The sequence below is a fragment of the Cupriavidus numazuensis genome, from assembly GCF_905397435.1.
Classification (GTDB): domain Bacteria; phylum Pseudomonadota; class Gammaproteobacteria; order Burkholderiales; family Burkholderiaceae; genus Cupriavidus; species Cupriavidus numazuensis.
In genome coordinates this window covers 102,098-123,620 of the sequence record NZ_CAJPVI010000026.1, presented here as the reverse complement: position 1 = coordinate 123,620, position 21,523 = coordinate 102,098, and the positions used below count along the sequence as shown (strand labels likewise).

19 protein-coding genes are annotated in these 21,523 nt (G+C 65.1%); 6 read left to right on the top strand and 13 right to left on the bottom strand.

From position 1 onward, the window contains the following. Positions 1-619: 619 nt before the first annotated feature. Complete coding sequence (gcvA, locus tag KHO41_RS20930) at positions 620-1,516, bottom strand: transcriptional regulator GcvA (protein ID WP_211955204.1); 897 nt, start codon at positions 1,514-1,516, stop codon at positions 620-622. Between the two features lie 199 nt (positions 1,517-1,715). On the opposite strand from gcvA, the gene KHO41_RS20925 reads away from it, so the two are divergent. Continuing rightward, a complete protein-coding gene (locus KHO41_RS20925; RefSeq protein ID WP_211955203.1) occupies positions 1,716-2,594 on the top strand; it encodes an oxidoreductase in 879 nt (292 codons plus the stop codon). A 38-nt stretch (positions 2,595-2,632) separates the two neighbouring features. On the opposite strand, the gene KHO41_RS20920 is transcribed toward KHO41_RS20925, so the two are convergent. The 9 genes from KHO41_RS20920 to paaA all read right to left on the bottom strand — a co-directional run bounded on the left by KHO41_RS20920 (position 2,633) and on the right by paaA (position 11,728). Further along, entirely contained in the window at positions 2,633-4,297 is a 1,665-nt protein-coding gene (locus KHO41_RS20920) for a cation acetate symporter (RefSeq protein WP_211955202.1), read from the bottom strand. Then, on the bottom strand, positions 4,294-4,608 hold the full coding sequence (locus tag KHO41_RS20915; RefSeq protein WP_211955201.1) for a DUF485 domain-containing protein: 315 nt from the start codon (positions 4,606-4,608) through the stop codon (positions 4,294-4,296). Before KHO41_RS20915 ends, KHO41_RS20920 begins: the two co-directional genes overlap by 4 nt. A gap of 256 nt (positions 4,609-4,864) precedes the next feature. Further along, positions 4,865-6,211 carry a phenylacetate--CoA ligase PaaK gene (gene paaK / locus KHO41_RS20910; RefSeq protein ID WP_211955200.1) on the bottom strand — a complete coding sequence of 449 codons (1,347 nt, stop codon included), beginning with the start codon at positions 6,209-6,211 and terminating at the stop codon, positions 4,865-4,867. Positions 6,212-6,295: 84 nt separating this feature from the next. Continuing rightward, positions 6,296-7,960, bottom strand: a complete 1,665-nt coding sequence (paaN, locus tag KHO41_RS20905) for a phenylacetic acid degradation protein PaaN (RefSeq protein ID WP_211955199.1) — start codon at positions 7,958-7,960, stop codon at positions 6,296-6,298. A 55-nt stretch (positions 7,961-8,015) separates the two neighbouring features. After that, a complete protein-coding gene (gene paaE, locus KHO41_RS20900) occupies positions 8,016-9,092 on the bottom strand; it encodes a 1,2-phenylacetyl-CoA epoxidase subunit PaaE (protein WP_211955198.1) in 1,077 nt (358 codons plus the stop codon). Positions 9,093-9,110: 18 nt separating this feature from the next. Next, positions 9,111-9,626, bottom strand: coding sequence for a 1,2-phenylacetyl-CoA epoxidase subunit PaaD (paaD, locus tag KHO41_RS20895; protein WP_211955197.1), 516 nt, complete (start codon positions 9,624-9,626; stop codon positions 9,111-9,113). A 5-nt stretch (positions 9,627-9,631) separates the two neighbouring features. Further along, positions 9,632-10,384 carry a 1,2-phenylacetyl-CoA epoxidase subunit PaaC gene (gene paaC / locus KHO41_RS20890; RefSeq protein WP_211955196.1) on the bottom strand — a complete coding sequence of 251 codons (753 nt, stop codon included), beginning with the start codon at positions 10,382-10,384 and terminating at the stop codon, positions 9,632-9,634. A gap of 26 nt (positions 10,385-10,410) precedes the next feature. After that, positions 10,411-10,692 carry a 1,2-phenylacetyl-CoA epoxidase subunit PaaB gene (gene paaB / locus KHO41_RS20885; RefSeq protein WP_011299861.1) on the bottom strand — a complete coding sequence of 94 codons (282 nt, stop codon included), beginning with the start codon at positions 10,690-10,692 and terminating at the stop codon, positions 10,411-10,413. A gap of 52 nt (positions 10,693-10,744) precedes the next feature. After that, the gene (paaA, locus tag KHO41_RS20880) at positions 10,745-11,728 is read right to left on the bottom strand and encodes a 1,2-phenylacetyl-CoA epoxidase subunit PaaA (RefSeq protein ID WP_211955195.1); all 984 of its coding nucleotides are present in this window, start codon (positions 11,726-11,728) and stop codon (positions 10,745-10,747) included. Between the two features lie 128 nt (positions 11,729-11,856). On the opposite strand from paaA, the gene paaX reads away from it, so the two are divergent. From paaX to KHO41_RS20865, 3 genes are all read left to right on the top strand, one after another. Beyond that, positions 11,857-12,780 carry a phenylacetic acid degradation operon negative regulatory protein PaaX gene (gene paaX / locus KHO41_RS20875; protein WP_211955194.1) on the top strand — a complete coding sequence of 308 codons (924 nt, stop codon included), beginning with the start codon at positions 11,857-11,859 and terminating at the stop codon, positions 12,778-12,780. Positions 12,781-12,888: 108 nt separating this feature from the next. After that, the gene (locus KHO41_RS20870; RefSeq protein WP_211955193.1) at positions 12,889-13,443 is read left to right on the top strand and encodes a YbhB/YbcL family Raf kinase inhibitor-like protein; all 555 of its coding nucleotides are present in this window, start codon (positions 12,889-12,891) and stop codon (positions 13,441-13,443) included. Between the two features lie 154 nt (positions 13,444-13,597). After that, the gene (locus KHO41_RS20865) at positions 13,598-14,953 is read left to right on the top strand and encodes an esterase-like activity of phytase family protein (protein WP_211955192.1); all 1,356 of its coding nucleotides are present in this window, start codon (positions 13,598-13,600) and stop codon (positions 14,951-14,953) included. 162 nt (positions 14,954-15,115) lie between these two features. On the opposite strand, the gene KHO41_RS20860 is transcribed toward KHO41_RS20865, so the two are convergent. Continuing rightward, complete coding sequence (locus tag KHO41_RS20860; RefSeq protein WP_211955191.1) at positions 15,116-16,657, bottom strand: methyl-accepting chemotaxis protein; 1,542 nt, start codon at positions 16,655-16,657, stop codon at positions 15,116-15,118. 308 nt (positions 16,658-16,965) lie between these two features. On the opposite strand from KHO41_RS20860, the gene KHO41_RS20855 reads away from it, so the two are divergent. Next, positions 16,966-17,391 carry a phasin family protein gene (locus KHO41_RS20855; RefSeq protein WP_211955190.1) on the top strand — a complete coding sequence of 142 codons (426 nt, stop codon included), beginning with the start codon at positions 16,966-16,968 and terminating at the stop codon, positions 17,389-17,391. 112 nt (positions 17,392-17,503) lie between these two features. On the opposite strand, the gene KHO41_RS20850 is transcribed toward KHO41_RS20855, so the two are convergent. Next, positions 17,504-18,280: a 3-hydroxybutyrate dehydrogenase gene (locus KHO41_RS20850; protein ID WP_211955189.1), complete on the bottom strand. Its 777-nt coding sequence runs from the start codon at positions 18,278-18,280 to the stop codon at positions 17,504-17,506. A gap of 50 nt (positions 18,281-18,330) precedes the next feature. Next, complete coding sequence (locus tag KHO41_RS20845; RefSeq protein ID WP_211955188.1) at positions 18,331-19,722, bottom strand: GntP family permease; 1,392 nt, start codon at positions 19,720-19,722, stop codon at positions 18,331-18,333. 286 nt (positions 19,723-20,008) lie between these two features. Here KHO41_RS20845 and KHO41_RS20840 point away from each other — a divergent pair, with 286 nt between their 5' ends. Continuing rightward, a complete protein-coding gene (locus KHO41_RS20840; RefSeq protein WP_280519707.1) occupies positions 20,009-21,520 on the top strand; it encodes a sigma-54 interaction domain-containing protein in 1,512 nt (503 codons plus the stop codon). Positions 21,521-21,523: the final 3 nt, after the last annotated feature.

The following is a 21,523-nucleotide window of genomic DNA, read 5'->3' as shown; positions in this document are numbered from 1 at the left end:
AGTCAGAACCTGTGCCTGGCGCGGCACGACTTTTGGACGATCCCCAAGACGGACTCGGGTACAGCGTTTCAACCAGGTCAGTGGTGGGACGCCTTCGGCTGCGCTGCGCGCACGTCGTCGTCTGGGTGCGATCTCATCAACGTAGCTGGCGCACGAGTTCCGATTCCAGTTCCAGTTCCAGTTCCTGATTTTCTGTCTCTACGCGCATGCAATGCGCCCAAGGCTTCGTTACCGAGGCGAGCTTCGGACTAGACCTTGGCGGTCTTACTCCGAACCGCGCGTAGCGCAGCCGTAGGCGTCCCCGTGAAGGCGATATTAGTAGGGACCACTCCGTAATCCGGGTTCGCTCGTATGCGCTGTCCCATCCTAATCATCTACGCGGCAGGCAGTCCAGCGGACCTCTGATGCAACAACGGCATCGAGCCTTGGATTGACCACGTAAACGCGCTTTTGCCTACTTTTACCGCTCGGGTAAAAGTAGGTCGCCGGCTACGCCGGCGAAACAGCCGCGCCTGCCAAGAGCGATAACCCAACTCTAACCACAGACCCCCCCGCCGGCTACGCCGGCGAAACAGCAGCGCATGCCAAGAACGACCACCCAACGAATGAACCAGAAACCTCAACCCTGCGCTTCAAACTGCTCCAACAACCACGTACGAAACGTCGCCATGCTCGGGCTTTCCCGGCGGTCTGCCGGGATCAACAGGTAGTAAGTGAAATCCCCCATGTCGACCTCCTGGCGGAATGGCGCGACCAGCGTGCCCGCGGCCAGGTCTCCGGTCACCAGGAAGCGCTGCGCAATGGCAAATCCAAGCCCTTCGATTGCCGCCGCATAGGCCATGGCCGAACTCTGGTAGGTCATGCCACCGCGAATATCGACGTCCCGATCCGCCCCAGCCGCGCGCAGCCAGTGCGCCCAGTCATCCGGCCTGGCCACGGAATGCAGCAGCGTGTGGTCCTGCAAATCCGCAGGCTTCCTGACCTTGCGCGACCCTGCCATCAGCGCAGGACTGCACACGGGCACCAGCACGTTGGAAACCAGCCGGTAGGCATTCACGCCCGGCCACTTCCCATCGCCAAGCCGGATCGCCCCGTCGATGTCCTCCTTGCGAAAATCGACCGGGTCGAGCGTAGCGGTCAGCAGCACCTCGATACCCGGATTCGCCGCATGAAAGCTCGACAGCCGCGGAATCAGCCAGCGCATCGCAAAGGTCGTGTAAGCACGCACCTTGAGCTGCTTGCGTTTGGCGCGCTTGCCGAGGCGGCGCGTCGCTTCGCGCAGGTCATCCATGGCCCGCGTCACGGCGCGGTAGTAGTCCTCGCCAGTACGGGTCAGCGTGATCTGGCGATGACCGCGGTGCAGCAATTGCACGCCAAGCCCGTCTTCCAGCGAGCGGATCTGGCGGCTGACGGCGCCGGGCGTCACGTGCAGCTCCTCCGCTGCTACCGTGATGCTCAGGTGACGGGCAGCCGCTTCGAAGGCCCGCAGGGCGTTGAGAGGGGGAAGTCGATCCATGCCGGCGAGTCTGCCACACGGTTGAGCTTTGCTCAATCGAATCGGGCGAATGCAGGGCGAGTCGGCATGCGAACCGATTAACAACTACTGGTTGCCAGTGAAACGCCATTGGTCGCTCTACTGGAAGCTTTTGTGTTGACCTAAATTTGTCTCGTGGCCAACGCCATCGCTACCGAAACCCACCGCAAGGAGACTTACCATGTCAAACATCACCAACACCGCCGCTTCCGCCAACACTGGAAAGGTCTGGTTCATCACCGGCGCTTCGCGCGGCTTCGGGCTGGAGATTGCGCGTGCCGCGCTGGCCCGCGGCGACAGCGTGGTCGCCACGGCGCGCCGCCCGCAAGCCATCATCGATGTGCTGGGTGACCACGAGCGCCTGCTGGCCGTGGCCCTCGACGTCAACAGCGACGAGCAAGCCATTGCCGCTGCCGACGCCGCCGTGGCCCGCTTCGGCCGCATCGACGTGCTCGTCAACAACGCTGGCTACGGCCTTCTTGGTGCGGTCGAAGAGGCATCGCGCGAGGAAGTGCAGAACCAGTTCGCCACCAATGTGTTCGGCCTGCTGGGCGTGACGCGCGCGGTGCTGCCGCATATGCGCCGTCAGCGCAGCGGCCACATCATGAATATGTCGTCGGTCGGCGGCTATGCGGCCTATCCAGGCTGGGGCGTCTACGGCGCCACCAAGTTCGCGGTGGAAGGCCTGACCGAGGCACTGGCCGCGGAACTTGCTCCGCTCGGTGTGCATGCGACGGTGGTCGAGCCGGGCTTCTTCCGCACCGATTTCCTCGATGCCAGCTCGCTGGTGCGCGTGGGTAGCGAGATTGCCGAGTATGCGGAGACCGTGGGCGCGATGCGCGGGCATATGGCATCGGCCAATCACCAGCAGCCCGGCGATCCGACCAAGCTGGCGGCCGCACTGCTGACGCTGGCGGACAGCAAGACGCCGCCGGTGCGGCTGCCGCTGGGTTCCGATACGGTGGCCAGGATTACGGCGAAGAACCGCAGTGTTGCAGAGGAACTGGAGGCGTGGCACGCGGTGGCGGTGTCGACCGATCTCGTCAGCGCGTCAAACTGAGCGACACGAAACAGGGCCGGCTGGACCGGCCCTCCCCGTCAATGCTGCGACGCCCCCGCAGCTCCAATCCCCGTCATCGACCGCACGAACTGCGCGCCAAACCGGCGTCGCTCCGCAGTAGCCTGCGCCGAATTGTCGAGTACTGACACGAGCCACGCAGAGACGAATGCAAGCGTCATTGAGAACAACGCAGGATTCGCATACGGGAAGATCGGCTTGTCATGGTGCAGCAGGCCGACCCACACTGTGGGGCCCAGCACCAGCAGCGCCACCGCCGACGCGAGTCCCGCGAGGCTTCCCGCAACAGCGCCCTTCGTGGTCAGTCCCTTCCAGAACATCGACAGGAACAGCACCGGGAAGTTGACCGAAGCCGCGATGGCCAGCACCAGCCCGGACAGGAAGGCGATGTTCTGCTTCTCGAACAGCACGCCGAGCACCATCGCCAGCAGGCCGATGACCAGCGTGGCCGCTTTCGAGACGCGAATCTCGTCCTTCTCGTTCGCCTGCCCTTTGCGGAACACGTTGGCGTACAAGTCGTGCGACACCGCCGAGGCCCCCGACAGCGCGAGGCCCGCCACCACCGCGAGGATGGTCGCGAACGCCACCGCCGAGATGAAGCCGAGGAACAAGTCACCGCCGATCGCATGCGCGAGATGCACGGCCACCATATTGCTGCCGCCGATCAGCTTGCCCGCGGCATCGCGGTAGGCGGGATCGCTGCCCACCATGACGATGGCACCAAAGCCCACCACGAGGATCAGCACGTAGAAGTAGCCGATGAAACCGGTCGCGTACAGCACAGACTTGCGGGCTTCACGGGCATCCGCGACCGTGAAGAAGCGCATCAGGATATGCGGCAGCCCGGCCGTGCCGAACATCATGCCCACGCCCAGCGAAATGGCGTCGATCGGGTTCGACACGAGGCCGCCCGGCGACAGGATGGCAAGACCCTTGTCATGCACCTTCGCCGCGCCCGCGAACATCGCTTCGGGGCTGTAGTTGAAGTACGCCAGCACCATGACCGCCATGAACGTGACACCGCCCAGCAGCAGCACGGCCTTGATGATCTGCACCCATGTCGTCGCCAGCATGCCGCCGAACAGCACGTACAGCACCATCAGCAGGCCGACGACCACCACGGCCGATTCATAGCTGGTGCCGAACAGCAGCTCGATCAGCTTGCCGGCCCCAACCATCTGCGCGACCAGATACATGATCACGACGGTCAGCGTGCCGAATGCGGCCGTGATGCGCACGGGCTTCTGCGACAAACGGTACGACACCACATCGGCAAACGTATAGCGGCCCAGGTTGCGCAGCCGCTCGGCCACGATGAACAGGATGATGGGCCAGCCGGCGACCACGCCGAGCGCGTAGATCAGCCCGTCATAGCCCTTGTCGAACATCATCGCCGAGATGCCGAGGAACGATGCGGCCGAGACCATGTCGCCGGCAATCGCCAGCCCGTTCTGGAAGCCGGTCAGGCCGCCGCCGGCCGCATAGAAGTCCGACGCTGACTTCGTGCGCCGCGCAGCCCAGCGCGTAATGCCGAGCGTGAACAGCACGAACAGCATGAACATCACGATGGCGCTCCAGTTCAGGGGCCGGCGTGTGACTTCGCCCTGGATCGCGGGCGCGGCCAGCGCGGCGCTGCTGGCAAGGACCATGATGACCAGGGACAGATGACGGAGAGTTGGCTTCATGCTTGGCACTCCTTGCGCAGGCGTTCGTTGATCGGGTCCAGTTCGGTATTGGCCCGGCGCACGTAGACAGCGGTCAGCACGACGGCCGCCACGATGATGCCCACGCCGACCGGGATGCCGACCGTCATGACGCCGCCGCCAAGCGGCGTGCCCAGCGTGGCCGGCGCGAACGCCAGCAGCAGGATGAAGCCGAAATAGATGGCCAGCATCACCACCGTGAGCGACCAGCCCAGGCGTGCGCGCCTGCTGGCCAGCCGGATGAAATCGGGGTGTTGCTGGAGGGTCTCCAGTTCCAGTTGTTGCGCGTCCATGCGGTCTCCTTTGGCGCGAGGGGGGCCGTGGCGCCTCTTGGCGGGCGCCATCGGGTGTTGTATTGGTGGCTTGTTTGCTTCCGCTTGTTTGCTCCCCTCTCCCGCTTGCGGGAGAGGGGTCGGGGGAGAGGGCAGGACGTCGCTATGCCGAAGCGTTTCACCTCGTGGTAGCGCCTGCCCTCTCCCCAACCCTCTCCCGCAAGCGGGAGAGGGAGCAAACCGTCTGTATGCCTGGGGTGTCTGTCAGATCAGGCTGTCAGATCGCCCCGACCGGCTGCTCATGCGTAACTTTCGGCCGCATATCCAGCACGCGCCGTGCCTTGCCCACGCTGGTGCGTTCGATCCCTTCGGCATCGAGCACCTGCACGCGCGTGGTCACGCCGACGTAGGTCTTGATCTGCTCCTTGAGCTGCTGCTCCAGTGCTGCGCGATCATTGCCGCTCAGGCCGGACGGCTGCGGACGCGCCTCGACGCGTACCTCCAGCTTGTCCAGATGGCCGTCGCGCGTGACGACGAGCTGGTACTGCGGCGCCAGCGCGGGCGCCTTGAGGATCAGTTCCTCGATCTGCGACGGGAACACGTTCACGCCACGGATGATCAGCATGTCGTCCGAACGGCCCGTGATCTTGCCGATGCGGCGCATGGAGCGCGATGTCGGCGGCAGCAGCCGCGTGAGGTCGCGCGTGCGGTAGCGGATCACCGGCAGCGCTTCCTTCGTCAGCGAAGTGAACACCAGTTCGCCCTCCTCGCCGTCCGGCAGCACTTCGCCGGTCACCGGGTCGATGATCTCGGCGTAGAAGTGGTCTTCCCAGATCACCGGGCCGTCCTTGCTTTCAATGCATTCGCAGGCCACGCCCGGGCCCATGACTTCCGACAGGCCGTAGATGTCCACTGCGTCGATGCCCGCGCGCGCTTCGATCTCCGCACGCATCGCATCGGTCCACGGCTCGGCGCCGAAGATGCCGACCTTCAGCGAGCTTTCGGCCGGGTCCATGCCCTGGCGCATCATCTCCTCGATCAGGTTCAGCATGTACGACGGCGTCACCATGATGATGTTCGGCTGGAACTCGCGGATCAGCTGTACCTGCTTCTCGGTCTGGCCGCCCGACATCGGGATGACCGTGCAACCCGCCTTCTCAGCACCGTAGTGCGCGCCGAGGCCGCCGGTGAACAGGCCGTAGCCGTAGCTCACGTGTACGAGATCGCCCGGACGTCCGCCCGCCGCACGGATCGATCGCGCCACCACGCTGGCCCACGTGTCGATATCGCGCGCGGTGTAGCCGACCACGGTCGGCTTGCCCGTGGTGCCGCTCGATGCATGCACGCGCGCCACTTTTTCGCGAGGCACGGCGAACATGCCGAACGGGTAGTTGTCGCGCAGGTCCTGCTTGGCCAGGAACGGGAACTTCGACAGGTCCGACAGCGACTTCAGGTCATCCGGATGCACGCCCGCCGCGTCGAACGCCTTGCGGTAATGCGGCACGTTGTCATAGGCATGGCGCACGCTCCATTTGAGCCGTTCCAGCTGCAGCGCCTGCAGTTCATCGCGGCTGGCGCGCTCGATCGGCTCCAGCTCGTCGGGGTGGGAAGTGCGTTGAACCATTGTCTACTCCATCATTATCATGGCGCCGCGTGCATGGGGGGCCGGCGCGTGGGCTACGGTACTGCGGGCAAAGCTCGGGAAGGGTCAGATGTGCTTGCGGCTCTGCACCACGCGGAAACGGTTGGCCACGAATGCCGCGTCGGACAGCGACGCGTTGGCGGCGGGGTTGGCGCCGGTGGCGTGGAAGTCGCTGAACGCCGCCGACTGGTTGACGAACACGGCGCCGGTCAGGTTGAACGACAGCGCCACGCCGGCGTCTTCCGCAGCATCGCTAATGGCATCGGCCACGCCATCGTTGGTGGTGTAGGCGGACAGCGTCAGCGCGCCGTGCTCCTTCGCGCCGCGGCGGGCCAGGTCAATGCTGTGCGCGGTGTCTTCGGTGGCGACCACGAACGAGATCGGACCGAACAGCTCCTGCATGATCTTGCCTTCATCGCTCGCATCGACCTTGAGCACCAGCGGCGTATGGATACGGGCACCGGGGAATTCCGGATGCTGCAGCACGCGGCTGTCGATGACGATCTCGCCCAGCGAGCGCGATGCTTCGATACGCTGCACCACGCCATCATTCTGGATCGCGCCGATCAGTTCCACGGCCTTGGCCGCATCGCCCGTCAGCTTGCCCACAGCTTCGCCGATCGCGCTGGCGACCTGATCGAAGCTCAGGTGCCCTTCCGGCGTGTCGATGCCGCCCTTCGGCACGTAGATGTTCTGCGGCGCCGTGCACATCTGGCCCGAGTACAGCGCGAGCGAGAACGCGATATTGCGCACCATGCCCTTGAAGTCGCTGGTCGAGTCGATGACGATCTGGTTCACGCCGGCCTTCTCTGTGTACACCTGCGCCTGGTGCGCATTGCGCTCAAGCCAGTCGCCGTTGGCGGTGCTGCCGGTGAAATCGATCAGCCGCACTTCCGGACGCAGCGCGAGCGTCGATGCCATGCGCTCGGTCGGGTCATTGGCGACCAGCGTGACGAGGTTCGGATCGAAGCCCGCTTCCTGCAGGACTTCACGTGCAACTTCCACAGTGATCGCCAGCGGCAGGATCGCGCCCGGGTGCGGCTTGACCACCACGGCGTTGCCGGTGGCAAGGCTCGCGAACAGGCCCGGGTATCCGTTCCACGTCGGGAACGTGCAGCAGCCGATCACCAGGCCGACACCACGCGGCACCACGGTGTACTGCTTTTCCATGCGCAGCGGCTCGTTCTTGCCTTGCGGCTTCTCCCACACTGCACGCTTGGGGATGCGGCGCATCTCGTCCCACGCATAGGCCACGGCTTCCAGGCCGCGGTCCTGCGCGTGCGGGCCGCCGGCCTGGAAGGCCATCATGAAGGCCTGGCCGGTGGTGTGCATGACTGCGTACGCAATCTCGAAGCTGCGGCGGTTCAGGCGATGCAGGATCTCGAGCGACACGCCAACCCATGCCTCCGGGCCAGCCTTGCGCCATGCGGGTATGCCTTGCGCCACGCCGGCGAAAAGCTGGTCGAGATCAGGCTTCGGATAGGTAACGCCCAGCTCGGTGCCGTAGGGCGAGACTTCCTTGCCGGCCTGGCCGACCGTGCCCGGCTGCGTCAGCGCGAAAGGCTTGTTCAGCCGCGCCTCGAAAGCGGCCTTGCCGTCGGCGTTGGCGGTCTCGCCATAGGCCTTGGGGCTCGGCATTTCGGGGAACGGGCTCCAGTAGCCGCGCTCGGCGATGGCTCGGGTGGCTTGGTCCAGCAGCGCCTGGTGACGCGTGAAAAACGGATGGGACACGGCTTGCTCCGGGGAAACGTTTGCTTGAATGGCTTGAATGGATACCGGGAACCGCTCAGGTTTCCTGGTCGAAATCGATCACCAGCTTGTCGGTGACGGCGTAGCTCTGGCAGCTCAGGATGAAGCCGCGCGCCACTTCGTAGTCTTCGAGCGCGAAGTTGACGTCCATGTCGACCTCGCCTTCGATGCGCTTGCAGCGGCACGTGGAACAGACCCCGCCCTTGCACGAGTAAGGCAGCTCGATCCCCTGCGCCAGCGCGGCGTCGAGGATGGTTTCCTTGTTCTTCTCCAGCGTGAACTGGCGCGTGCGGCCATCCTGGATCACGGTGACCTCGCACTGCTGCTGGCCCACCTGCTTGTGCGCATGCGCCGCCGGCCGTGCCGCGGGAATGCTGGTGGCGAACAGCTCGCGCTTGATGCGCGCCTTGTCCACGCCGCTTTCCTGCAGCGCCTGCGACACCTCTTCCATCATCGAATGCGGGCCGCAAATAAAGGCCACGTCGATGTCCTGCGGGCGTACCCAGTGGCGCAGCAGCGCGCGCACCTTCTCGCCGTCGATGCGGCCGTTGAACAGGTCGATGTCGAGCTGTTCGCGGCTCAGGATAAAGACGAGGTTGAAGCGTTCGAGGTACGTGTCCTTCAGATCTTCGAGCTCTTCCTTGAACAGCACCGACGACGATGCGCGGTTGCCGTAGAACAGCGTGAAACGGCTGTCCGGCTCGGTCATCAGCGTGGTCTTGATGATCGACAGCATCGGCGTGATGCCGCTGCCGGCGGCGAACGCCACGTAGTGCTTGCTGTGCGTTTCTGCCAGCGGCACGTGGAAATGCCCGGACGGCGGCATGACTTCGAGCGTCATGCCCGGTTGCAGCGCATCGTTGGCCCAGTTGGAGAACATGCCGCCATCCACGCGCTTGATGGCGACACGCAGGCGCCGGTCCTGCACCGCCGAGCAGATCGAGTACGAGCGGCGCACGTCCTCGCCGCCGATGCCGGCACGCAGCGTCAGGTGCTGGCCCTGCACGTAGCGGTACGTATCGGCCAGATCGTCCGGCACCGCGAAAGTCACCGCCACGGCATCGCGCGTTTCGCGCGTCACGCTGGCGACGGTCAGTTCATGGAATTTGCTCATTCTGCGGCTCCGGGCGGCTCAATGGGCCTTGAAATAGTCGAACGGTTCCTTGCAGTCGCCGCAGCGGTACAGGGCCTTGCAGGCGGTCGAGCCGAACTGGCTGACCAGGCGTGTGTGGCGCGACCCGCAGTGCGGACAGGCCACCACCAACGCCGGCGACGCCTTGCGGCTGATGCCGCTGATGTCGATCACCTGCTGCGCGGGCGGCGCAATGCCGTAGCCGGACAGGCTGGCCTTGCCGCGCGGGCTCATCCAGTCGGTGGTCCAGGCCGGCGCCAGGCGCGTCTGCACGCGGATGCGGTCGATGCCCTGCGCACCCAGCACGCGTTCGATGTCGTCGCGGATCACCGTCATGGCCGGGCAGCCCGAGTACGTCGGCGTGATGGTGATCACGCAGGCATCGTCGATCCATGCCACGTCGCGCACGATGCCGAGGTCGACGACGGAAATCACCGGGATCTCCGGGTCCGGCACCTGCTCCAGCCAGTCCCAGACCTGTGCAACGCTGGCGCGTTCCAACACTTGCGCTGACATGGCGCTCACCACTGGGCGCCGGGATAGGCGCGCTGCAGGAACTGCATCTCGGCCAGCAGGTAGCCGAGGTGTTCGGTATGGCGGCCCTGGCGGCCGCCGGTCTGCGACCAGTTACCGGCCGGGACGCGCAGCGTGGCTTCTTCCAGTACCTCGCTGACGTGGCGCCGCCACGGTTCGGCCAGTGTCGCCGGATCCACCACAACGCCCTGCGCGACCAACTCCGCATCGGCGCCATCGGACTCGAACAGTTCGCCGGTGAACATCCACAGGTCGTCGAAGGCATCCTGCATGCGTCGATGGCTTTCTTCGGTGCCATCACCAAGGCGAACAACGAGATCCGCACTTCGGCGCACGTGGTAGGTCACTTCCTTCAGCGACTTGGCGGCGATCTCGGCAATGCGCGCATCGGTCGAGTGCTGCAGCCGCTCCAGCAGGAAGTAATGCCAGGTATCGAACAGGAACTGGCGGGCCAGTGTGTCGGCGTAGCTGCCGTTGGGCTGTTCCACCAGCAGCAGGTTGCGGAACTGGTGCGCGTCGCGCAGGTAGGCAAGCTGATCCGCGTCACGGCCCGCGCCTTCGACTTCGGCCGCGTAGCCGAGCCACAGGCGGGTCTGGCCGACGAGATCCAGCGCGACGTTGGTCAGCGCAATGTCCTCTTCCAGCGCGGGGCCGCGGCCGCACCATTCCGACAGGCGCTGGCCGAGCACCAGCGTGGTATCGCCCAGGCGCTGCAGATATTCGAACTTGTGTTGGTCCATGGTGGATGCGTCCTCGCGCCTGGAATTCAGATGTGCTTGACCTCTTCCGGCATCGGGAAGAAGGTGGGGTGGCGGTAGACCTTGCTGTTGGCGGGCTCGAACAGCGGGCCCTTGTCGCCGGGGCTGCTGGCGACGACGTCGGCGGCCTTCACGACCCAGACGCTGACGCCTTCATTGCGGCGCGTGTAGACGTCGCGTGCATGGTTGATCGCCATTTCGCCGTCCGGCGCATGCAGGCTGCCCACGTGCTTGTGGGCCAGGCCGTGCTGGCTGCGGATAAAGATCTCCCAAAGCGGCCACTCTTTCATGGCAACTCTCCTGTCAGTTTTGCGGGGTTGTCGGCGCGGGCGCGCCGTAGATTCAGGCGGCGGCGCGCTCTGGCTTGTCGGCGTGAGCCACCAGCGCTTCACGGAACCAGGCGCCGTCGTCCCAGGCCTTGACGCGCGTGCGCAGGCGGTCGCGGTTGCACGGGCCGTTGCCGCGCAGGACGTTGTAGAACTCGTCCCAGTGGATCGCGCCGAAATCGTAGTGGCCGCGTTCCTCGTTCCACTTGAGATCCGGATCGGGAATGATCAGGCCAAGGTATTCGGCCTGCGGCACGGTCTGGTCGACCATCTTCTGGCGCAGCTCGTCGTTGGAGAACAGCTTGATGCGCCATTGCATCGACTGCGCGCTGTTGGGCGAATCCGCGTCGGACGGGCCGAACATCATCAGCGCGGGCCACCACCAGCGGTTCAACGCGTCCTGCGCCATCTGCTTCTGCTCGGCCGTGCCCTGGCACAGCTTGAGCAGGATGTCGTAGCCCTGGCGCTGGTGGAACGATTCTTCCTTGCACACGCGCACCATGGCACGCGCATACGGGCCGAACGAGCAGCGGCACAGCGGCACCTGGTTGATGATGGCCGAGCCGTCGACCAGCCAGCCGATCGCGCCGATGTCAGCCCAGCTCAGCGTCGGGTAGTTGAAGATGCTCGAATACTTGGCCTTGCCGGAGTGCAGGTCGCCCAGCAGTTCGTCGCGCGAGGCACCGAGCGTTTCGGCGGCGCTGTACAGGTAGAGGCCGTGGCCCGCTTCGTCCTGGATCTTGGCCAGCAGCACGGCCTTGCGTTCGAGCGTCGGCGCGCGTGTGACCCAGTTGCCTTCGGGCAGCTGGCCGACGATCTCCGAATGCGCGTGCTGCGAGATCTGGCGGATCAGGGTCTTGCGGTAGGCCTCGGGCATCCAGTCCTTGGCTTCGATCTTGATGCCGGCATCCACGCGTGCCTGGAACTCGCGCTCCTGCGGGTCCATGTCTTCCATCGCGCGGAGCCTCGTTGCCCCGGTATCCACCAACTGTGCGTACATGCAGTACTCCGCTTTGTAGGGTCTTGACCTGCGTCAAATCATTCGGTTGCAATGGATGATAGTGATACAATTTGATTCAAACAATCGACGTTTGTGTATCACTTTCGGGATCACTTTGAGGTGCATGCATGGTCACCCGTTCGGCGATAGAACCAGTTTCCCCGCAGGTCGCTCGGCTCGCTCGCGGCCTCAAGCTCGGCGCCAATTCGATGCTCGTGACGCTGTTCGGCGATGTGGTCGCGCCGCGGCCGCAGGCGCTGTGGCTGGGCAGCCTGATCCGCCTGGCCGAGCCGTTCGGCATCAACGACCGGCTGGTGCGCACCGCGACGTTCCGGCTGACGGCCGACGACTGGCTCAACGCCACGCGCATCGGGCGGCGCAGCTATTACGGCTTGTCGGAAGCCGGCCTGCAGCGCTGCCTGCATGCCGGCAAGCGCATCTACGCCGGCGATGCACCCGACTGGGACGGCCGCTGGACGCTGGCATTCGTGCGCGGCGACGCACGTGCCACCATCCGCCAGCGGCTCAAGCGCGAATTGCTGTGGGAAGGGTTCGGCGCGATCGCGCTGGGCGTGTATGCGCATCCGAACGCCGATGCGGGCTCGCTGCGCGAGATCATCCGCGCGGCACATGCAGAGGACTTCGTCGCGGTGATGGAAGCGACCAGCCTCGAGGCGTTCTCGATCCGCCCGCTGCAGGCGCTGATGCACCAGACTTTCAAGCTCGGTGACGTGGCGTCCGCGTGGCAGGCGCTGCTGCGCCGCTTCTCGCCCGTGCTGGCCGACGCACATGCCATGACGCCGGCCGACGCTTTCTTCGTACGCACGCTGCTGCTGCACGAATACCGCCGCGTGCTGTTGCGCGACCCGAACCTGCCGGAACAGCTGCTGCCTGCGGACTGGCCCGGCCGCACGGCGCGAGACCTGTGCCGTGATATGTATGCGGCACTGCTGGATGCCAGCGAGGACTATCTGCGCGAGGTGGTCGAGGTGTCCGATGGCACGCTGGCCAATGCCACCCGCGTGCTGCGCAGGCGTTTTGCCATGGCATAGGCATTGCCTCCAGTGGGCAGGCAACGTTCTAGGCATTTTGCGGATTCCGTCCTACCGTATTGGAGTCGACGCGGACAATCCCGCCCGTCAAACCGAACGGAAATCCCTATGAAAGCGACCCTCTTGCTCTGTGGCACCGTGGCAGCGCTGTGTCTGGCCTGCACCTCGATGGTCACTGCCGCTCCGATGACCGTATCGTCGAGCGCATTCTCCGAAAACGCCGTCATTCCGGCCGCCCATGCTGGCAACACGCCCCCCAATTGCGGCGGTCAGGGCGTTTCGCCGCCCGTGGCATGGTCGGGCCTGCCTGCCGGAACGAAATCCGTGGCGATCTTCATGTTCGATCCGGATGGCGCCATGGGGCTGGGCGTTTCGCACTGGGTCGCCTACAACATCGCCGCGGACCGCGGCCATCTCAAGCAGGGCGAGGGACAGAAGGATGGCGCCGGGATTACCGTCGGCAAGAACATTTCCGGCGAAGCCGCGTACCGCGGACCCTGCCCGCCCGTCGGCGATGTGCCGCACCATTACATCGTGACGGTGGTCGCCACGGATCTGGAGCCGGGCGCCCTGCCAGCCGGCCTGACCCGCGACGAGTTGATGACCGCACTCAAGGGCCACGCCCGCGGCGGCGCCAGTGTTGTAGGCCGCTACGGCAGGTAATTTCGGCAGCCTTGCCGGGCATGCCACTGGCAGCCCACGGCCTGGCTGCGGCGGCTGCATCACAAATCTGTAAAACAGGGCCGCCAGAATGGGCGCTTTGCTTGCGCGGCGTGTTGCCGTGCTTACCGAAAATCCCGGCAAAGGAGCCCGCCCGATGTTCCGTCAAACCGTCCTGGCCAGCGCCATCGCGCTGGCCTGTCTTGGCCTGTCGCCGTCGCTGCAAGCCCAGACCGCCTATCCCGCCACGCTGGCCGGCCACGCCGTGCTGCCAGCCCAGACCTATCTGCCCGTGCCGAAAGATGCACCGGCTGACCTGCATCTCAGCGGCAAGTTCACCACCGCGCAGCGGGCTGACGTGCCGGGCACCGTGGAAGGCAAGTCGAACGGCCGTCCGACCGGCGTATCGCTGCCGTTCCAGGGCCAGCCTGCACAGGGCCATTCCGGCATCAAGCGCATGGCCGATGGCACCTTCTGGGTACTGACGGACAACGGCGCGGGCGCCAAGGCCAATTCGCCGGACTTCATGCTGTACCTGAACCACTACAAGGTCGACTTCGCCAGCGGCAAGTTCCAGCGCCTGAAGACCGTGTTCCTGCATGACCCGGACAAGAAGGTGCCGTTCCGCATCGTTCACGAAGGCAGCAAGGCGCGTTACCTCACCGGTTCGGACTTCGACACCGAGAGCTTCCAGTTCGCCGGCGGCTCGCTGTGGATCGGCGACGAGTTCGGCCCGTTCCTGATCCAGGCCGACCTGGACGGCAAGGTGCTGGCGGTATTCGAGACGAAGGTGGACGGCAAGCTGGTACGCTCGCCCGACCACCCGGCCGTGACCGCGCCCGGGGCGCCGGACGGCACTGTGAAATTCGAGGTGCGCCGCTCGAAGGGCTTCGAGGGCATGGCGTCATCGCCGGATGGCAGCAAGCTCTATGCGCTGCTGGAAGGCGCACTGTGGAACGAGGCCAGCCGCGCCTATGAGTCGGAAGACGGCAAGCCGTACCTGCGCGTGCTGGAGTTCGACGTGAAGCAGCGTGCCTGGACCGGCCGCCACTGGAAATACGTGCTCGAAGCCGGCCACCACGCCATCGGCGACTTCAACATGATCGACGCCACCACGGGCCTGATCATCGAGCGCGACAACGGCGAAGGCACGCCTGACAAGGCCTGCCCGGCCGGGCAGAAGCGCAGCGATTGCTTTGACGACGTGGCGAAGTTCAAGCGCATCTACAAGATCGAACTGACCGACGCGAACGCCGGCGCGCCGGTACGCAAGATCGGCTATATCGACCTGCTGCGCATTGCCGATCCGAACCACCTCGCACGCAAGCCGCTGACCGATGGTGTGCTGGCCTTCCCGTTCTTCACAATCGAGAACGTCGACGTGGTGGACGCCACCCACATCGTCGTGGGCAACGATAACAACCTGCCCTTCTCCAGCAGCCGCGAGCCCAACCGTGCGGATGACAATGAGCTGGTGTTGCTGGAAGTCGGTGACCTCCTGAAGGCGCGCTAAGCGAAAAGCTGCAAGTGTTGTCTCCCCTCTCCCATTTATGGGAGAGGGGCGGGGGAGAGGGCAGGCGCTTCCACGAAGTCAGGCGTCACGATGCTTGCCATGCGCCTGCCCTCTCCCCCAACCCCTCTCCCGCAAGCGGGAGAGGGGACACAACAGCCAGCGTCAGGCCGCAATACGAAACGTAGCCACCGCCTGCTTGAGCCGCTGCGCCTGCTCCTCCAGCGAGCCGGCCGCGGCAGCAGCCTCTTCCACCAGCGCGGCGTTCTGCTGCGTGACGGAATCCATCTGCGTCACGGCCTGGTTGACCTGCTCGATGCCGGCACTCTGCTCCGCCGACGCCGCGCTGATCTCGCCCATGATGTCCGTCACGCGCTTGACCGCTTCGACGATCTCCAGCATGGTCTGGCCGGACTGCGCCACCAGGGTCGAACCCTTCTCCACGCGGTCGACCGAATCGCCGATCAGTGCCTTGATTTCCTTGGCAGCGGTGGCGCTGCGCTGGGCCAGGCTGCGCACCTCGCCCGCCACCACGGCAAAGCCACGGCCCTGCTCGCCTGCGCGCGCAGCTTCCACTGCGGCGTTCAGCGCGAGGATATTGGTCTGGAACGCGATACCTTCGATCACGGCGATGATGTCGACCACCTTCCTCGACGCGCCGTTGATCTCTTCCATGGTCTCGGCCACCTTGTCGGCCACGTCGCCGCCCTTGGCCGCGATCTCCGATGCGTTCACGGCCAGCGCGCTGGCCTGCTTCGCATTGTCCGCGTTCTGGCGCACGATGCTGGTCAGCTCTTCCATGCTGGCCGCGGTCTGCTGCAGCGAAGACGCCTGCTCTTCCGTACGCTGCGACAGGTCCGTGTTGCCCACGGCGATCTGGCTGGTGCCGGAGGCAATGGCCTCGGTGCCGGTGCGCACATCGCGCACGATGTGCAGGATGTTGGTATTCATCTCCGACAGCGCATGCAGGAGCTGGCCGGTCTCATCCTGGCTATCCACGCGGATGCGGCTGGTCAGGTCGCCCGACGCCACGGTGCGAGCGATATCGACGGCGTGGCCCAGCGGGCGGATAATCCCGCGCGTCAGCCACACGGCAAACGCGACGCCGATGGCCAGCACCAGCACGCCCAGCATGATCAGGCTGTTGCGCGCATTGACGTAGATGGTGTTGATCTCGGCAGCCGTCGCATCGATGCTGGTGCGCTGGATATCGAGCAGCTTCTGGATCTCGGCCAGGTAGGCATCACCGGCGGGCACGAACTCTTTCTCGAGTACCGCGTTGGCTTCCTCGGTCAGGCCTTCCTGCTTGAGCTTCGTGATCTTGTCGCGCGACGCGTTGTAGGGCTCGCGCACCTGCAGGATCTTCGCGAACGCGGCCTTCTCGGCCTCGGACGTCAGCATCGGCTGCATCTTGTCGCGCAGCGCGGCGATGCCTTCGAGCGACGCTTTGGTTTCCTTCGCGAAGAACGCACCGAGCGACGGATCCGCGCTCTTGGCCACCGCCGTGGTACGGCGCACGCTGGTATGCATCAGCCGATACCAGTCGCTGACCAGCCGCTCCTTGGTCAGCGGCTGCTGCATCATGTCATGCGTGCGCTCCGCCACCTGCTGCAGGCGCATGATGCCGAACGCGGACATCAACGCGCACAGCACCAACACCACGCCAAAGCCAATGCCGAGGCGTACCCCGATTCCGAAATTCTTCATTATTTCTTCTACCTGATCTGGACTTCGATACGGCGAAGTGCTGGCGCGCGGACGCCGCCTTTCGCTCTCGTGGCCCGCCGACCTGGACAGGGGCTGTGGCGGGCTATGGATGGGAACGGCAGCGGGAAGGCGAAACTTTAGGGTTTTTGCGAATACCCGGCGATGGTGGGGTGTGCCTGCCAGACCCGGAAATTGCGTCCGGAGATCATCCCATTCCTTGCCGCCCAGCCCGTCCACCATCTAGAGTATTCACAGACATGCAGCATGCACCGCCACGCCGATTCCCCCTGATGACAAGGAGTGACCGCATGACAACCCCTCCCAACCCCTTCGCGGATTTCACCAAGATGTTTGAGCAATTCAAGCTTCCGGGCATGGACATGAGCGCCGTGATGGAAGCGCGGCGCAAGGATATCGAGGCGCTCGGCGAGGCCAACAAGCTCGCCTATGAAGGCATGCAGGCGCTGATACAGAAGCAGACTGAGATCTTTGGCCAGGCTATGCAGCAGATCCAGTCCGCCGCGCAACAGATGAGCACGGGCTCCAATCCGGCCGAGGCCATGACGCAGCAGAACGAGTTCGTGCAGAAGGCCCTGCACCAGGCGCTGGAGAATATGCGCGAGCTGGCGGAGATGGCCCGCAAGTCGCAGGCCGATGCGATGGCCGTGATCGGCAACCGCGCGCAGCAAAACCTGCAGGAAGCGGGAGCGCTGCTCAAGCCGAAGTCAAGCTGAGCGCACAACGTCAGGCCGGCCGCTCTGGTCAGCAAAAAAGCCGGCGGTGACCGCCGGCTTTTTGCGCCTGTTGACGTGGATGTGGTGCGCAAGCCGTTTCCGGCCCGGGCGACTACTGCGCCGTCCACCCTCCGTCAGCCACCCACGTGGCGCCACGTACTTCGGCCGCCAGCGGCGAACACAACATCAGCGCCAGCCCTCCCAACTGCTCGGGCGTCACGAACTGGCCCGAGGGCTGCTTCTCGCCGAGCAGGCGCGCCCGCGCCGCATCGGTAGCGATGCCCTCGCGCGTGGCGAGATCATCAATCTGCTTTTGCACCAACGGCGTCAACACAAACCCGGGGCAGATGGCGTTACAGGTCACGCCGGTGCCGGCCGTCTCCAGCGCCGTCACCTTGGTCAGGCCGACGAGCCCATGCTTGGCGGCCACATAGGCCGACTTGCCTGCCGAGCCGACCAGCCCGTGCACCGAAGCGATATTGACGATGCGGCCCCAGTTGCGCGCCCGCATGCCGGGCAATACATGGCGGGTGGTGTGGAAGCCGGAACTTAGGTTGATGGCGATGATGTCATCCCATTTCTGCGCATCGAAGCTCTCGATCGACGATACGTGCTGGATGCCGGCGTTATTGACGAGGATGTCCACTGCGCCGAAGCGCTCGTTGGCCATGGCGATCATGGCGCCGATCTCGTCGGCCTTGCGCATGTCAGCCGGGTGGTGCGCGACCTGTGCGCCCGTGGCGCCGATGGTGTCGAGCGCGGCATCGACGTCGCCGAAGCCATTGAGCATGATGTTGGCGCCGGCCTCGGCCAGCGCCCGGGCGATGCCCAGGCCGATGCCGCTCGTGGAACCGGTCACGAGCGCGGTCTTTCCGTTCAGGGTAGTCATGGCAATGCGGATTCAGGAAATGCGGGAAACGTTCGAAACGTTCGGAACGGTCAGACCAGGCCGGTCATGTAGTAGACCAGGATCACGAAGAACACCGCCAGCGTCTTGATCATCGTGACGGCAAAGATGTCGCGGTACGACTCGCGGTGCGTGAGGCCGGTCACGGCCAGCAGCGTGATCACGGCGCCGTTGTGCGGCAGCGTGTCCATGCCGCCGCTGGCCATCGACACCACGCGGTGCAGCACTTCCATCGGAATGCCGGCTGCCTGCGCGCCCTGGATGAAGGTATCGCCCATGGCCGCGAGCGCAATGCTCATGCCGCCGGATGCGGAGCCGGTAATGCCTGCCAGCGCGCTCACGGAAACCGCCGCGTTGACGAGCGGGTTCGGGATGCTGTGCAGCGCGTCGCCCACCACCAGGAAGCCCGGCAGCGCAGCGATCACGCCGCCGAAGCCGTATTCCGATGCCGTGTTCATGGCGGCCAGCAGTGCGCCGCCCACCGCGGCCTTGCTACCTTCGGCAAAGCGCTGGCGCACGGTGCCAAACGCAGTCACGACCACCAGCAGGATACCCAGCAGCAGTGCGCCTTCCACGGCCCAGATCGCGACCACAGAGGGGACCGCGACGGTCACCGGCTTGGCCAGACCGGGCAGTTCCAGCGCAGCGGATGCGCCGTACCACTGCGGGATCATGCGCGTCAGCACGAAGTTGGACACGCCGACCAGCACCAGCGGCGCGATGGCCAGCAGCGGGTTCGGAAGCTGGGCCGTCTCGATCGGCTCCGGCTCGTTCAGCAGCGACGTGCCATAGCCCTCGCCCTTCGCCATGGCGGCGCGGCGGCGCCACTCCAGGTAGCTCAGGCCAACCACGATGATGAACAGTGCACCAGCCACGCCCAGCACGGGTGCCGCCCAGGCGGTGGTCTTGAAGAAGGTGGTCGGAATGATGTTCTGGATCTGCGGCGTACCGGGCAACGAGTCCATCGTGAACGAGAACGCGCCCAGCGCGATCGCGCCCGGCATCAGCCGCTTCGGAATATTGCTCTGGCGGTAGAGCTCGGCCGCGAACGGATAGACCGCGAACACGACCACGAACAGCGACACCCCGCCATAGGTCAGCAGCGCGCACACGGCGACGATCACCGCGTTGGCGCGCGAACTGCCGATGTAGCGGATTGCGGCCGCGACGATCGAGCGCGAGTAGCCGGACAGCTCGATCACCTTGCCGAACACCGCGCCGAGCAGGAACACGGGGAAATACAGTTTCACGAAACCGACCATCTTCTCCATGAAGATGCCGGTGAAGGCAGGTGCCACGGCCGACGGGTCGGTCAGCAGCACGGCGCCAAGGGCGGCCAGCGGGGCAAACAGGATGACGCTGTAGCCGCGATAGGCGGCAAGCATCAGGAAGGCTAGGGCTGCAACGACGATCACAAAGGACATGAAGTCTCCGCGAGGATTGTTCTTGGTCTGGGGAAATATAGGTCCCGGCGCGTGAGCGCGCCCGGCCACTTACATCTATGGCAGTCCGCGCGGCCGGGGACGCGCTTCAGGGAGCGGGGTGACATCGCACGGAACATGCCAACGCAATACGTGACTTATAAATATCTTTTATCGAAATTCAACCGCCAATTACTGGGATGACGTCTTGATTTCGAGACGAAGCCGAAAACCGCTACGACATATGCGCTCGATTATGAGACTATCCATCTCCAAATCGAGACAAAACATGGAAACACTGAGCGAAGCCGGAGACAACGTACTGGGCAACTACGATTCCGTGGCGCGCCGCGCGATGGAATCGCTGTTCCGCACGTTCGAGAATTTCAGCGAGGGCACGATCGTGGTCGACGTGCACGGCCGCGTCGTGTGGATCAACAAGCGATATGCGGCGCGCTTCGGCTTTGCCGATCCGCAGGAAGCGGTCGGGCTCGATTGCGAGCGGGTCATTCCCAACAGCCTGATGCGCGATGTGGTGGACACCGGCAAGCCGATCCTGCTCGACATCATGGAGGCTGGACGCGAGCCGATGATCGTGATGCGGCTGCCGATCAAGGACGACGACGGCAACACCGTGGGCGCGGTGGGCTTCGCGCTGTTCGACGAACTCAAGGCGCTGACGCCGCTGCTGTCGCACTACACGCGTGCCCGCGACGAACTCGCCGCCACGCGCCGAACGCTCGAGCAGACGCGCCGCGCCAAGTACACCTTCGCGAGCTTTGTCGGCAACTCGCCCGCGACGCTGGAGGTCAAGCGCCTTGCGCGCCGGGCTGCGCAGGTCGATGCGCCAGTGCTGCTGCTTGGCGAGACCGGCACGGGCAAGGAACTGCTCGCTCACGCGATCCATGCCGGGTCATTGCGTGCCGACCGTCCGCTGGTCACCGTCAACGTCGCGGCAATTCCCGATGCGCTGCTCGAAGTGGAGTTCTTCGGCGCCGCGCCGGGCGCCTACACCGGCGCGGAACGCAAGGGACGCGTCGGCAAGTTCGAGCTGGCCGATGGTGGCACGCTGTTCCTCGACGAGATCGGGGACATGCCGCTCGCGCTGCAGAGCAAGCTGCTGCGCGCGTTGCAGGACAAGGAGATCGAACCGATCGGCTCGAACCGCATCATCCGCTCGGATGTGCGCATCATTGCCGCGACCTCGGCCGACCTGCCTGCGCTGGTGGAAGCCGGCAAGTTCCGCGCGGATCTCTACTACCGGCTCAACGTCGTGCCGATCTGCCTGCCGCCGCTGCGCCAGCGCCAGGCGGACCTGCTGCCGCTCGCCTACGCGATCCTCGAAGAAATCTGCCGCCGCACGGAGCGCGACGCGCCGGTGCTGTCCGACTGCGCGCTGAGCCTGATGGGGCAGCACGACTGGCCCGGCAATGTCCGCGAACTGCGCAACACGCTGGAGCGCCTCGTGATGCTGCACGATGGCGGCGCCGTCGATGCATCAAGGCTGGCGCCGCTGCTTGGCCGGCGCGCAGTCACGGCACCGCCAGTTGCGCCGGTCACGGCCTCGCCGCTCGCGCAGACACGCACGCCGGAGCAAATGCCGCCAACCGATCCGCTCGGATACGCGGAAGCAATGGCACAGTACGAAGCCGCCTACCTGTCACAGGCGCTGGCCGCAAGCGGCGGCAATGTGCCACGCGCGGCCAGGGCCATCGGCATCAGCCGTGCGGCGTTCTACAAGAAGCTCGTGGCGCACCGTGCGGCCGGGCGCATGGCGCCGGCCGGCATCACGGAGACCTGAGCG